Here is a 14,267-nt window from a genome sequence, read left to right as displayed (position 1 = left end):
CCAGCATTAAGGTTATCGGTGTGCTCCACCGATAATGAAGTCGCCTGTATAAAATAACCCGGGCGGCATACTGCCTTCCATAATGTTATCATCTGTTTCCGTTTCGTCGTTAAATATACATAGAATATACCTAACCACCGCCATATAGGCCGAAACTGGCGTTTTATGGCACCCTTCTTGCGTGGAACAAGGTTTATAGTAATACAGTCGACAGACAATTTCAAGTACGACGACGGTTCAGTACGTAAAAAGTAACAGCCAGCGCAAGCACCAGCACTACTCCTTTGACAATGTCATGGGCAAAATATTGCACATTCATCATGGTCAGTCCATTAACTAATACGCCGATTAACACTGCACCAATAAATGTACCAATAACATTGGGTTTACCCGCACCAAACACTGAAAAACCGACGAATACTGCAGCTACCGCCTCCATAAGTAAGGGAGAGCCAGCGTCAATTTGACCCGAGCCTACACGCGAGGCATATAAAATACCGGCAATTGCCGCAAATATGCCTGAAGCAATATAGGCCAGTGTACGGACCTTTTTTACCCGTATACCTGACAGACGAGCAGCCTCCTCATTCCCGCCAGTTACATACATTTGACGCCCGTGCTTTGTGTAGGTCAAGAAAACATGCACCGCTGCCACAGCTAGCAACAGTAAAATAACCGAAATCGGGATACCCAACCATTTACCCTGCCCCAGTAAAAGAAATGCTGGAGATATCTCGCCTGGCGCCTTGCTGCCATCAGGAAACTGCATATGATTGTAGATGGTATAGCCTTGTGCGTATGTTTGGTGAATCCCGCTAACGATATACATAATGGCTAGAGTTGCGAGCAAATCGGGGATACGCAGTTTAATAATCAAAAGTGAATTCAACAGCCCAACCAAAGCTCCAACAATCAGAGATACAATAATAACCACTGCAACAGGCTGTTCATACCAGACCATCAACGAGGCTGAGACGACCGTCGTCAAGGATACCGTTGCACCAACCGACAGGTCAAAACCGTCTACAATAAGTGATAAAGTCACACCAATGGCCACGAAAGTCACAATCGCAATGGAGCCAAGAATATCCATCAAATTATCATACGTCCAGAAATAAGGTAATGTGGCTGAGAAAAACGCCAACACACCTATAATGACAACTACAGCACCGTAACGAAACGAGACATTTAACCATTTTTCCTTCATGAATGCACCTCTTCACCACCGCTGGCGTACAACAGAAGCTGTTCCTGTTCGACTTCGCCTCGCGCAAATTCCCTTATTATTTTACCGTCATACATGACTGCTATCCGATCACCAATGCCTATACCTTCCGCGAATTCACAGGTAAGATAAATGATTGCTTTTCCTTGTGCAGCCAATTCTCCGATGATACGGAAAATATCGCTTTTTGCCCCTATATCCACACCCTTGGTTGGCTCGTCAAAAACGAATACATCCGCACCGGAATGAAGCCATTTTCCTATCGCAACCTTTTGCTGATTCCCACCGCTCAAATACTTAACATTCTGGCGCAGTGAAGGCGTCTTAATACCAAGAGAGGCGACAACCCCATTACCGTTATTACGTTCTTTATGCCGACTGATGAAACCCAGGACACTCAGCTTGCCCAAGAGCGGAAGACTAAGGTTTCGTTCCACGCTCTCCTCAATCAAGACCCCCTGCTTACGCCGCTCCTCGGGTATGGACACAATTCCTTGAGCTACCGCGTCCGCTGGCTCACGCATACGAATGAAGCGCCCCTTGAAGGTCAGCTCCCCCACATCAGGCTTGTCTGCCCCCGTAAGAAGTCGTGACAGTTCCGTCTTGCCCGCACCGACCAAACCCACAATAGACAGAATTTCGCCACGTCTGACCTGCAAATCAACGCCGTGAACCCGCAATCCCTTACGGAGTCCTTTTGCTTCCAATACCGTTTCACCAATAGGTACCTCTGTTTTCGGAAATTCCTCATCAAATGTTTTCCCAAGCATATACGTGATAATGTCGCCTACATTTAAATCAGAAGCAGGTCCCGAGAACACGCGCTCACCATCACGCATCACCGTAATACGGTCACTGTGCGCGATGACCTCCGGCAATCGGTGCGTAATGAGAATACATGCTACTCCCTCATCCTTGAGGGTATGAATGGTGCGGAACAAACGCCTCGTTTCTTCCTCGCTCAGCGGTGCCGTTGGCTCGTCAAAAATGATAGTATTCGCCTGCTGTGTCAAAATCCGTGCGATGAGTACAAGCTGCTTTTCTGCCAACGTCAATTCTGACACGTATCGTCGTACATCTATATCAACCTCCAGACGCGCTAATGCCTCACGTGCTCGCCTGCGCATGGACGCTGGTGCAGCCCACCATCGACCATCAGGTACAGACAAATCGTCCATTACAATATTTTCCGCGACGGTTAACTGAGGCACAAGTGCCGAATCGACTTCTTGATACACGCAGTGAATTCCGGCTCTTTTGGCTTCCCACGGTGAACGAATAATCAGCTCCTTGCCATCCACAACGATCGCTCCCTGATCGAAACGATACGCACCTGACAAGATTTTCATTAATGTGCTCTTCCCTGCCCCGTTGGCACCTAGCAGAGCGTGAATTTCGCCACCCTGCACCGTAAAATCCACGGCTCTCAGCGCATCTACACCAGCAAACCGTTTGCTGATCTTCTTCATCTCCAATGTATATACTTGTGTACTCATGAATGTCCCCTCACTCCCGCTTATGATAAAAGCGCGCCGAAGCGCGCCTTTGCATTTGCGTTATGCATCCATTTTATTTGGACGTTTCATATTCCTTCATCCAATCCTTGTAGCCCTGCTCACTCTTGCCCCATCCTTTCACAAATTGAGACAACTCGGATGTGGAAATTTGCTTATCTGGCAACTCTTCGCGCTGTACATATACTGCCTTCAGCACAACTTTCTCCTCAGGGTTATCCCCATGCAACTTCTGGTATGCATAGCGCACTTGTACGCGCCCGATATCTGTTGGATCTACGGCTGCTGAAGCCACCCACGGGTTTTTCGGGTCCTGAATCATTTGCAAATCTTCATCACTCATATCAATCCCATAAACTTTAATTTCCGTACGCCCAGCTTGTTGTATCGCACGAGCTGCACCTTTGGCAAATTCATCCCAAGCCGCCCACACTGCTGTAATTTCACCCTTAGGATATTGCTTTAGCACAGCTTCCATTTTGGCTTGCGTATCCAAAGCAGGATTCTGAGCCGAACCAAAAGTTGCAATCTCTTTAATATCTGGATTGGCTTTCAAAAATGCGTCATAAGCAACCTGACGGCGCTCCATTGGTGCAAACCCAGCAACCCATACCTTCACAATGTTTCCTTTGCCACCGATGTCCTTTTTCATTTGCTCAAGCGTCAGCTCCGCCATGCTTTGATCATCCTGTGAAAGCACTACCGCACCCGGAACATTGACCGCAGCATCGAACACGATAACTGGAATATTGCGGGAAATTGCTTTTTTGAGTCCTGGCTCCAGCAATGCGTCACCGTGGTCAGTCAAAATAACATCAAACTGCTGGTTAATCGCACTATCTAGCAAAGAAGCCATTTTAGCCTTATCGTTATTGGCAACAAACTTCGTCAGCGTACCGCCAAATTTCTTAACCTCATCTTCCACACCTTGAACATACTGCTGCGAAAACGTACCTGTATTAAACTCCATGATCAAAGCAACCCGTTTACCCTTTAGATTCGAACTATCTGTTTTTCCATCTCCTGTATTCGTTCCTGCAGTGCCTGTCCCTTGAGCGCCGCTTTCTGTTTTCGGCGCGCCACATGCTGTGACCAGTATAATCAGCACCAGCAGCATGATGGCTCCGAGCCCTAGCTTCTTGTTTTTTTGGAGCCCTTTTTGGATATACATGATTTGTTTCCCCCTCGTTCCAAGCACTAATATGTTTTAAATTTGATACTTAATATATCGCGTTAAACCAAGTATGTAAATAGGTTTTATTAAATATAGAAAAATACCGCAAAGAGCAGTCAGCTCTCTACGGTATTTCCCTTACACATTTTTAGTTATAGCTTAGCCTTAAAGAATTATAGCAATAAGACCACCAGAACCTTCGTTAATAATGCGACCCAGCGTTTCTTGAAGCTTGTAGCGTGCATTGTCCGGCATCATGGCAATCTTGCCTTGAATACCTTCACGCACAATAGAATGCAGCGAACGTCCGAAAATGTCAGATTCCCATATTTTGATTGGATCATTCTCAAAATCTTGCATCAGGTAGCGTACGAGCTCCTCACTTTGCTTCTCTGTTCCGATAATCGGAGCAAATTCCGATTCCACATCGACACGAATCATGTGAATGGAAGGGGCTGTCGCTTTAAGCCTCACGCCAAATCTTGTACCTTGTCGAATCAACTGCGGTTCGTCCAGTGCCATCTCGGCCAGTGACGGAGCTGCAATACCATAACCTGTTGTCTTGACCATTTCCAGAGCCTCGGCAAAGCGGTCATATTCACGTTTAGCGTGGGCAAAATCCTGCATCATTTGTAGCAAATGATCCTTGCCACGAATCTCTACCCCAACGACTTCAACCAAAATCTGGTCATACAGCTCATCAGGCGCATACAAATCAATTTCCGCTACGCCCTGCCCCATATTCATACCGCTTAATCCGGCTCTATCGATGAACTCATACTCCATAAACTGGCTGACCACCCGATCTACATCACGCAGACGTCGAATATCTTTAACCGTATCACGAACGGAATTTTCATAGTTGCTACGCAGCCAGTGATTTTCGTTCAATACCATAACCCAGCTCGGCAGGTTCACATTCACCTCATGCACCGGGAATTCATACAATACTTCACGAAGTACACCCGTAACATCATCTTCCGTCATGGTCGCCGCGCTGAGTGTCATGACTGGAATATCATACTTGGCAGCCAGTTCACTGCGAAGTTGGAGTGTTTCATCACTGCGTGGATGCGTGGAGTTGATTACCAGAACAAATGGCTTGCCAACTTCCTTCAACTCTTCAATGACGCGTTCCTCCGACTCTACATAAGAGCTACGCGGGATTTCAGCAATGGTGCCGTCTGTGGTGACTACCACACCAAGTGTCGAATGTTCTTGAATAACCTTACGTGTACCGATTTCTGCCGCTTCCTGAAAAGGAATGGGTTCTTCAAACCATGGTGTAGAGATCATCCTTGGACCATTTTCATCCTCGTAGCCTTTTGCACCTTCTACTGCATATCCCACACAGTCAACCAGACGTACATTCACGTCCAGTCCTTCCGTTACTTTGATCTGGACGGCATTATTCGGTACGAATTTAGGTTCCGTCGTCATGATCGTCTTCCCTGCCGCACTTTGCGGCAACTCGTCTACGGCGCGGGCACGGTCCGCCTCACTCGTAATGTTGGGCAGTACAATCGTTTCCATAAACCGCTTGATAAACGTTGATTTTCCTGTTCGGACTGCGCCGACGACCCCAAGATAGATGTCTCCTCCGGTGCGTTCGGCAATGTCTTTAAAAATGTCCACTTTCTCCAATGAAATCCCCTCCTCAAAAGTCTCCGAAGGAAAAATGCTTAAAGAGCATCCGCTTCGTGTTCAACCAACTGCTTGATCCCAGATGCGGCAGAACAGCCTTTAAAATGCCCGGAAGTCGTCCGCCGCCGAGATTCAGGAGACTGATGGAATCGGCGAAACGGCGTAAACTCGTACATGCATTTGGACTGATACCATCATATGTATCCCCTCCGTAAAATATGTTTAGTTTTTTAAAAATAGATTACGTCACCGTGATCATTGCAGGAACGATATTTTACGTTTGGGTCCACTCACCTAATATATGCACAGCAAGATTTCCCCATGACTTTGTTGCTAGACCTTAATAAAAAAGGATATTTCTCTGACCGGTTCTAGCCGTTGAGAAATATCCTTTGTTTTTTGTTCTAATTATTAAAATCGATATTACCACAGTTCGTCATCCAGTGCCTGACGCTCCAGTTGCCGCCTAATAGCTGCCTTGAGTCTATCCTCCGGTATGGTTACCTCTACATCACCTTGAGCGCGGGCCTGACAGGATAAACGTATTCCTTCATTCAGTAAAGGTCCCAGCTTACGCTGTTCTGCATCATTAGGACGACCTGCGAGCTCAGCCCGTTCCGGTGCTATCTCTACCTTACACATCAGACAGGCTGCTTTTCCATCACAACGTGTGGGAATGTATACACCTGCTTTACGGGCAGCCTGGAGCAATGACGTGCCCTGACCGACTTGTACGCGCTTGCCTGACGGCTTGAACGTAATCTGCACATTCATGAACGGTCCTCCATTCACCTTTTCTTTTAATACGCACGCAACCTATATTTCATTACTCATCCCGATTAAGGAGTGAAGTTCTGGCCAAGGGAGAAGCTCTATAAGCTTGCCCAACTGCTCCTTATTCCAAATGTTACGGACCAATAGCTGTGTTAGTATCCCTATGTGTTGTTGTGGGTCTCGCTTCATGACATCTGCAATCGCTTGATAGCGGTCAGGACGATTTCGCAACAGATTGAATAGCAACTCGTGACTGAGAGGCATCAAACGCAATGAGGTATTTTCCAGATCAAGCTGAATTCCAGCCGACCAGAGTAGCCGCTCGACCTCTAAGCGATATAAAGCTCCATCACATAAAACCTCAAACCCTCCCACCAATTCGACTGGAAATCCCTCCAGCTCATAGTGGCTTAGCAAAGAAACGTAAGATCCGCTACGGTCAACCTGCTGTTGATCTATACTCACACCTGGCGAGTGCGCGTGTAATAGCTTTGCGGCATGAATATCCGCATAAATATCAATGTCCCGAGGAAGACGATCCAGTTCAACTTCTTGCACAAGTAGTGCACAGCTTCCCCCCAGCATCCACGGAACCGACACCGCTGACCAGCTCTCAGTCAAGCTACCCAGCGCAACTGCCAGATCGTGAGGAAGCCTGTCCACTAACACTGATGATATTGCCTCCTTCAACATCGTTTCCTCCTTTGCTGTCTTTCCACCCGTTTCCTGATGGGCATCATTATAACATGTTCGACATGGCAGTTCGACATTTTGTGTACTGAAAAAGCACTTTACTGCCTCAAAATATAAAAAAAACCGCGAACCTTCCCGGTTCACGGTGAATAAAACGAGCCATCATACGGCCAGTGTTTTATTTTTTCATCATCATTTTCATTAACGCTTCCATATTGGAAGGATTCATTCCACTCTTTTTGACGGCTCCGACAATATCCCTGACTGTATCTTCCGATACCGGAATGTTAGCCATCGCAGACACCTGTTTTATAAGCTGACGCAACTGCGCTTCACTTTGAAGCGTGTCCGGCTTTACCGTGCCTGCCAGCTTTTTCACTGCATTTTCGGATATGTTTTTGCCGCCTTTTTTGTTAATGGCCTTCAATGCATCTTTCGGAAAGTTTTTACTCACAATCTCCCCTCCTCCGCCATTGCTCAACTCAGTCTATGAGTGACGGAGACAAAAGGTGATTAAGCATACAAAAGACATGCCAAACGCCTAACTAAAAAAGGCTATCTCATCGTAGAAAGATCTACTCATGAGACAACCTTTATACTTTAGAAGCTCCTCTGTACTCTTATGAATGCCATTGCTCCCAAGTTTGAAGCGGCATGACTTCCATCTCGGTTTTCGGATCGCGACCCATTAATGCCTCAACGGCTTTGCGGACGTCACGTCCTTCAAACAGCACTCCATACAACACCTCTGTAATAGGCATTTGCACACCCAATTTTTGTGAGATAGCGTATGCTGCTTTTGTCGTACGAATCCCCTCTACGACCATTCCCATAGATTCCAGTACGGCATCAAGCTGTTGGCCCTGTCCCAATAATGAACCTGCACGCCAGTTGCGGCTGTGACGACTCGTTGCAGTCACAACTAAATCGCCTATACCAGCGAGTCCGGCAAAGGTTAATGGATTAGCCCCCATCTCAACTCCGGCACGGGTAATCTCAGCCAAGCCACGGGTCAACAAAGCAGCTTTGGCATTATCACCGAAGCCAAGTCCATCCGACATTCCCGCGCCCAGTGCAATAATATTTTTTAAAGCACCGGACAGTTCTACACCGAGTAAATCACGGTTTGTATAGACGCGGAAATAAGAGTTCATGAACAGCCCCTGGGCAGCCTGAGCAGCCTTCTCATTGGAAGAAGCTACAACAACCGTTGTAGGACATTTCTTCACCACTTCCTCCGCATGACTCGGGCCTGACAGCACGGCAATATCATCCTCCGCGATTTCCAGTTCTTCCGAGATCACCGTGGACATACGCTTGAGTGTCTCTGTTTCAAAACCCTTAATGGCATGTACTACCAGCATATCCTTGGTGAAATGAGCCTTCAGACTACGTGCAACCTGCCGAGCGGCAGACGAAGGAGATACGATGATCACCGCTTTAGCTCCAGATACCGCAGTCTGCATATCCGTTGTAGCTGAAATGCGATCAGACAAAATAGAGCCTGGTAAATAATGCTCATTCGTATGCTTCTCATTGATCTCAGCAGCTTGTTGTTCGCTTCTCGTCCAGACAGAGACATCGTTGTTATTGGTCGCAAGTACGGAAGCTAAGGCTGTTCCCCAACTCCCTGCCACCAGCACAGCTATTTTCTCAGACAAGACGATCTCCTCCTTTGGAGCCAAGCTTATTCTCATTTCCCCGTGCCAACTTGACTATGTTAGTACGGTGTCTCCACACAGCGAACAGGCAAATGATTAGAGCCGTCCAAAATAACGGCCAAGCAAAACCAAGTACAAGTAATATCCAAGGGGTCAAAATGACAAAAATTAGTGATCCCAGGGATACATAACGCGTTATTACGATGGCAAGTATCGCAATGATTCCGGCATATAATGCCGGCAGCAAGGCAAGAGATGCCAATACACCAATGGCAGTCGCAATCCCTTTGCCTCCGCGAAAGTGAAAATATACCGGCCAGTTATGGCCCGCAATCGCCGCAATGCCACACAAACCCGGTAACCAGGATGATTCTCCACCCAACCAGTGCCCTATCAGCACCGCAATAACCCCTTTAAGTACGTCCAGCAGCAGTACCAGAATAGCTGGGCCTTTTCCAAGCACGCGCAGCGTATTCGTCGCACCGGCATTGCCGCTTCCATGCTGGCGAATGTCGATTCCTTTTAATTTTCCATACAGCAAACTAAAGCTGACAGAGCCAAGCAAGTAACTGAGTACGATGGCAACGATCTGTAAAATCAACCTATTCGCTCCTAACTTTCGTCAGACTTGCGCCGTGTAAATATTCGAATTGGAGTTCCTTCAAAATTAAAGGCGGCGCGAATTTTGTTCTCCAGATAACGCTCATAAGAGAAGTGCATTATCTCTGGATCATTTACGAATACAACCATCGTAGGCGGTTTAACAGCAACCTGAGTCACATAGTTAATACGTAGACGACGGCCCTTGTCTGTTGGCGGTGGATTGATGGCAACCGCATCGGAAATGACATCGTTCAGCAGATGTGTCTGAATACGCATGACATGCTGCTGTGCCACATGCTGTACAACTGGAAGCAACTTTTGCAGACGTTGCTTTGTCTTTGCAGACAAGAACACAATCGGAGCATAGGTCATGAACAGAAAGTGATCACGGATTTTAGTCTCAAACTGATGCATCGTTTTATCGTCTTTATCTACGACATCCCATTTATTAACGACAAACAACGAGGCTTTACCCGCTTCATAAGCATAGCCAGCAATGTGTTTATCCTGCTCAATGATGCCTTCCTCGCCGTTAATAACGACCAGTACAACATCTGCACGCTCAATCGCACGCATCGCACGCATTACACTATATTTTTCTGTCGTTTCGTATACTTTACCACGTTTACGCATACCTGCCGTATCAATCAGTACATACTTTTGACCGTCTTTTTCAAAAGGCGTGTCAATTGCATCACGCGTTGTACCTGCAATGTCACTAACGATAACCCGTTCTTCTCCTAGAATGGCATTAACGAGTGAAGATTTACCTACATTCGGACGTCCGATCAAAGCGACACGTATAACGTCTTCATCATAATGATCTTCTTCTAGTTCAGGTAAATTGGACGTAATTGCATCCAACAGATCACCGATCCCTGTACCATGACTACCAGAAACAGCAATTGGATCACCAAATCCATAAGAATAAAACTCATAGATCAGATCAGCGCGACTGAGGTTGTCCACCTTGTTTACCGCTACGATGATCGGTTTACCCGAACGATACAGCATTTGAGCTACCTCTTCATCCGCTTGCGTTATTCCTGCTTTTGCATCGCTCATGAATACAATAACATCTGCTTCTTCTATTGCAAGTTCGGCCTGCATACGGATGGACTTCAAAATAACATCCTCACCATCAATCTCAATGCCGCCGGTGTCAATAATACTGAAGGACTTACCATTCCACTCTGATATACCGTAAATACGGTCACGAGTGATTCCCGGTTTATCTTCCACGATGGACAGACGATCCCCGATAATCCGATTAAAAATCGTGGACTTACCCACATTCGGACGACCAACGATAGCCACAACGGGTCTTGCCATAAATTCACTCCTCCTGTCAATTCTTCCGCTATCATCATAGCAAAAAACATACCTATTGGCGATATAGTGACGTAACAACAATCGGCGAACCCTCTGGGTCCGCCGATGGTGTACGTTATGCTTATTATAAAATGTATTGATTTAAACTCATTTAAATTTGTTCAGCTTATCGCCAAAACGCTCGCCAAGCGTAATGCTCAGTCCGGAGTTGTTGAGGGAAACGTTAGGATTATTCAGTTCCTCACGAGGTGCGCGAGATGCACGTGGTGCTCTTTCTGCTTTTGGAGCAGCTTCAGGAGCTTCCTCAGTTTCTTTAATGCTCAGACTAACACGTTTTTCGGAAGGATTCATTTCAAGAATTTTAACTTTAACTTCTTGTCCTTCTTCCAGAACTTCTTGTGGAGTTCCAATGTGTTTGTGGGAAATTTGAGAAATATGAACCAAACCTTCCACACCAGGAGCGATTTCAACGAATGCACCGAAGTTAACCAGACGTTTAACAACACCAGTTACGATATCATTGTTATTGAATTGTCCAGCAGCCGATTCCCAAGGACCAGGCTGTGCAGCTTTCATGCTCAGGCTGATTTTTCCTTTTTCAGGATCTACTTTCAAGACTTTCACTTTCACTTGATCTCCTTCGGAAACAGCATCAGAAGGCTTATCAACATGAGTCCAAGCAATTTCAGATACGTGAACCAGACCATCTACTCCGCCAACATCTACGAAAGCACCAAACTGAGTAAGACGCTGAACCGTACCAACGATTTCTTGTCCTTCTTTCAGCTCAGCCATTACTTTAAGCTTGTTAGCTTCAAATTCTGCTTCCAGAACGTCTTTTTGGGAAAGGATCACTTTGTTGTTTTCACGATCCAGTTCTTTTACAACAACACGCAATGTGCGGCCTTTGTAATCACTGAAATCTTCAACAAAATGGCGTTCTACCATGGATGCAGGGATGAATCCTCGCAGACCCACGTCTACTACGATGCCGCCTTTAACAACATCATTCACAACAACTTCAAATACTTCTTTGCTTTCGAACAGTTGCTCCAACTTTTCCCAAGCATTTTCACTGTCGATTGCACGTTTGGACAGAACAAGTTTTTCCTTGCCGTCGTCGATGCTGATAATTCTAGCTTCAACTTCTTGGCCTACTTGTACTGCTTCTTCTGCATTGTCCAGACCAGAAGACAATTCGCGAATTGGAATAACTCCATCGTATTTATATCCAATGCTTACTACCGCTTGGTTATCTTCCAATTTCACAATTGTACCCTTAACGGTGTCACCTTTTTTCAGGGAAACGATTTGATCGAGCTCGTCTTGATTTGCCGCTTCAGCAGCTTCTTGATTTTTAATTTCTTCCGACATGTCAATACCCTCCTCAATTCAAAAAAACCATTTATTTAAACCTGCGCATAGCAGAGTTCAAAACAAAATACATTTTTGTTCTAGTTTTCCAAGCTTAGACACAATTCATGCAAGCCGTTCAATCATTCGTAGGCTTACCCGTTTCCTTCATTGTGCGAATACGTGACATAATTGCTTCTGTTGCCAGTTCAAGAGGATCTCCTTCGACATAGGTACCCTTTTGGTAAGCGTCCAAATTAACAGGTTTACCGTATATCACTTTCGTTTTACGGAAAAGCTTGTAATCACCAATAATGGCGACCGGAACGGCAGCCGCTCCACTACGCAGTGCAAAACTGGCAGCACCCTTTTTACCAATTCCCCCAGCTCCTCTGGAGCCTTCGGGAAAAATCCCCATAACCTTACCTTCACGCAAAATGTTCAATGCCAGCTTAATGGATTCCTTACTCACACCACCACGTTTAACTGGAAAAGCTCCCAGTTTGTCGATCAGTGGTCCCAGTACAGGAACATTAAACAGCTCTGCTTTGGCCATAAAGTGAACCTTTCGCTTCAGCAAAATGCCAACTGTAGGAGGGTCAAGATTACTAATATGATTAGAACACAACAGCACTCCACCCTCAGCAGGAACATTTTCCCTGCCTACCGCCTCAAGCCTGAACAGAACGCGGTAAATGAGACGCAAAATACTGGCGCATACAGTATATATCATTGGCTGATCTCTCCATCCTTCTCCGTTAAGCAATAAGATACGATCGTATCTACGACATCCTGGATGCCCATATGAGTCGTATCAAGCACGATGGCGTCCTCACTGCAACGAAGCGGGGATACCTCCCTCTCCTCATCAAACTTATCACGTGCCGCAATGTCACGTTCAAGCTGTTCCAGAGTGATATCATCAGTTTCGCTCAGTTCTTTAAAACGACGTGAGGCACGTTCCTGAACACTTGCGGTCATGAACACTTTGACTTCCGCATCGGGAAGCACAGTTGTTCCAATATCGCGTCCGTCCATGACGACACCTTTACGCGCAGCCATTTCACGCTGGTATTCGGTCAAGCGTGTACGTAAACCAGCAATACTCGAATACTGTGACACATTGCTAGTCACTTCCATCGAACGAATCACAGTGGTTACATCTTCCCCGTTACAATAAACCTTTTGGCCTGTGGGGTCCGGTACTAATTCAATCACCAGCTCAGGTACATGCTGAAGCACTTTTTGTACATTTTCTGCAGGAATTTCTTTGCACATCATGTACCATGTTGCTGCTCGATACATGGCTCCGGTATCTACATATACATAGGAAAGTGCTTTCGCCACCAAGCGGGCCACTGTACTTTTCCCTGCGCCAGCAGGTCCATCAATGGCTACATTTATTTTGTTAATTGAAGATGCATGTTGCCTTGCCAACAGGGAATTCCTCCTAACCTAACCTCAAGAAAAAAGCAGGCATTGCCTGCGACGTGAAAATTATACCACACATTTATAGGCGATGCAAAATAAGCGACAGGTTTACTAAAAAAGAAAAGCTTCGGATGTTTACGATTTCCCCCGGAACTCCAACTGTCTTTCAAAACAATATTTAATCAGTTTTTGGCGCTCCTGGTCAGCGATTTTCTCATATTTCAACATAATGAGTTTGCGGCCATTTTCCATCTGCTGAATGCGTACAATTTCGGATTGGAACGGAACATGTTCTTGAGTGCCGTTTTTATATGGAACCAAAATCCAGCAAGACAATGATTCTCCTTCTTCAAGATGATGTGAACCCTGAGTCTGAAAAGATACGCCTCCACCTCCTACATCATGCGTCTCTGCTACAAATCTAGATTCGTTTGCACCATGTTTAACCGCAATTTCCAAGTTGGCCTTTACCCTGAGAAAGTTTCGACGCTGAATTTTGCTGATGCTGTCGGGAGCAGGCTTGTGAATGCGAACCATCCGGAGGACGTCTTCTTTAAAGCCTGTAACGTGGGTATTAAAATAGTTTTTAATCCCACCCTCGCTCATAAAAAATATGGACAGTTCTTCCCCAAGAAACAGCTTTTTCAAATTCCCGCTTGTTTGTGACATGGGAATTTCGATTAGAAAGTTCTGTGGGTCCTCTTCCGCAATACGTGACTTATATTCAAAAGATTCCTCCTTCTGATCGGTACCAGCAACTTGTATGTATAACACATCGTTAATTTTCGGAAACAAACGATTCACCCTCCTTGTCCATTCAAAACTATAATTAAGGTATATAATACCACGACTTTGTGCCTATA

The 14,267-nt window shown here is 45.9% G+C and carries 14 protein-coding genes; all 14 read right to left on the bottom strand.

The features are described 5' to 3' along the window. Positions 1-220 precede the first annotated feature (220 nt). The 14 genes from MMB75_RS04225 to MMB75_RS04160 all read right to left on the bottom strand — a co-directional run bounded on the left by MMB75_RS04225 (position 221) and on the right by MMB75_RS04160 (position 14,199). On the bottom strand, positions 221-1,207 hold the full coding sequence (locus MMB75_RS04225) for an ABC transporter permease (protein WP_044785209.1): 987 nt from the start codon (positions 1,205-1,207) through the stop codon (positions 221-223). Continuing rightward, positions 1,204-2,721 carry a sugar ABC transporter ATP-binding protein gene (locus tag MMB75_RS04220; protein ID WP_016822217.1) on the bottom strand — a complete coding sequence of 506 codons (1,518 nt, stop codon included), beginning with the start codon at positions 2,719-2,721 and terminating at the stop codon, positions 1,204-1,206. The genes MMB75_RS04225 and MMB75_RS04220 overlap by 4 nt, the downstream gene beginning before the upstream one ends. Before the next feature lie 73 nt (positions 2,722-2,794). Beyond that, positions 2,795-3,910 carry a sugar ABC transporter substrate-binding protein gene (locus MMB75_RS04215; RefSeq protein WP_017427541.1) on the bottom strand — a complete coding sequence of 372 codons (1,116 nt, stop codon included), beginning with the start codon at positions 3,908-3,910 and terminating at the stop codon, positions 2,795-2,797. Positions 3,911-4,078: 168 nt separating this feature from the next. Further along, complete coding sequence (spoIVA, locus tag MMB75_RS04210; RefSeq protein WP_017427540.1) at positions 4,079-5,557, bottom strand: stage IV sporulation protein A; 1,479 nt, start codon at positions 5,555-5,557, stop codon at positions 4,079-4,081. 423 nt (positions 5,558-5,980) lie between these two features. Then, complete coding sequence (locus tag MMB75_RS04205; RefSeq protein WP_016822220.1) at positions 5,981-6,331, bottom strand: 2Fe-2S iron-sulfur cluster-binding protein; 351 nt, start codon at positions 6,329-6,331, stop codon at positions 5,981-5,983. A gap of 42 nt (positions 6,332-6,373) precedes the next feature. Beyond that, positions 6,374-7,024 (bottom strand): hypothetical protein, encoded by a 651-nt coding sequence (locus MMB75_RS04200; protein ID WP_016822221.1) that lies wholly within the window; start codon positions 7,022-7,024, stop codon positions 6,374-6,376. A gap of 178 nt (positions 7,025-7,202) precedes the next feature. Continuing rightward, positions 7,203-7,478: a stage VI sporulation protein F gene (locus MMB75_RS04195; RefSeq protein WP_016822222.1), complete on the bottom strand. Its 276-nt coding sequence runs from the start codon at positions 7,476-7,478 to the stop codon at positions 7,203-7,205. 166 nt (positions 7,479-7,644) lie between these two features. Further along, on the bottom strand, positions 7,645-8,685 hold the full coding sequence (locus MMB75_RS04190) for an NAD(P)H-dependent glycerol-3-phosphate dehydrogenase (RefSeq protein WP_013371696.1): 1,041 nt from the start codon (positions 8,683-8,685) through the stop codon (positions 7,645-7,647). Beyond that, positions 8,678-9,286, bottom strand: a complete 609-nt coding sequence (gene plsY, locus MMB75_RS04185; protein WP_016822223.1) for a glycerol-3-phosphate 1-O-acyltransferase PlsY — start codon at positions 9,284-9,286, stop codon at positions 8,678-8,680. Before plsY ends, MMB75_RS04190 begins: the two co-directional genes overlap by 8 nt. A gap of 11 nt (positions 9,287-9,297) precedes the next feature. Continuing rightward, positions 9,298-10,620: a ribosome biogenesis GTPase Der gene (gene der / locus MMB75_RS04180; protein ID WP_013371698.1), complete on the bottom strand. Its 1,323-nt coding sequence runs from the start codon at positions 10,618-10,620 to the stop codon at positions 9,298-9,300. Positions 10,621-10,767: 147 nt separating this feature from the next. Continuing rightward, positions 10,768-11,994: a 30S ribosomal protein S1 gene (gene rpsA / locus MMB75_RS04175; RefSeq protein WP_013371699.1), complete on the bottom strand. Its 1,227-nt coding sequence runs from the start codon at positions 11,992-11,994 to the stop codon at positions 10,768-10,770. 118 nt (positions 11,995-12,112) lie between these two features. Beyond that, complete coding sequence (locus MMB75_RS04170) at positions 12,113-12,706, bottom strand: lysophospholipid acyltransferase family protein (RefSeq protein ID WP_045244459.1); 594 nt, start codon at positions 12,704-12,706, stop codon at positions 12,113-12,115. Next, positions 12,703-13,410 carry a (d)CMP kinase gene (gene cmk / locus MMB75_RS04165; protein WP_017427536.1) on the bottom strand — a complete coding sequence of 236 codons (708 nt, stop codon included), beginning with the start codon at positions 13,408-13,410 and terminating at the stop codon, positions 12,703-12,705. The genes MMB75_RS04170 and cmk overlap by 4 nt, the downstream gene beginning before the upstream one ends. 129 nt (positions 13,411-13,539) lie before the next feature. Then, positions 13,540-14,199 (bottom strand): flagellar brake protein, encoded by a 660-nt coding sequence (locus MMB75_RS04160; protein WP_044785212.1) that lies wholly within the window; start codon positions 14,197-14,199, stop codon positions 13,540-13,542. Between the last annotated feature and the right edge of the window lie 68 nt (positions 14,200-14,267).

This window comes from Paenibacillus sp. P2(2022) (assembly GCF_029522175.1).
Taxonomy (GTDB): Bacteria; Bacillota; Bacilli; order Paenibacillales; family Paenibacillaceae; genus Paenibacillus; species Paenibacillus polymyxa.
This window is presented reverse-complemented; position numbering and strand designations above follow the sequence as displayed.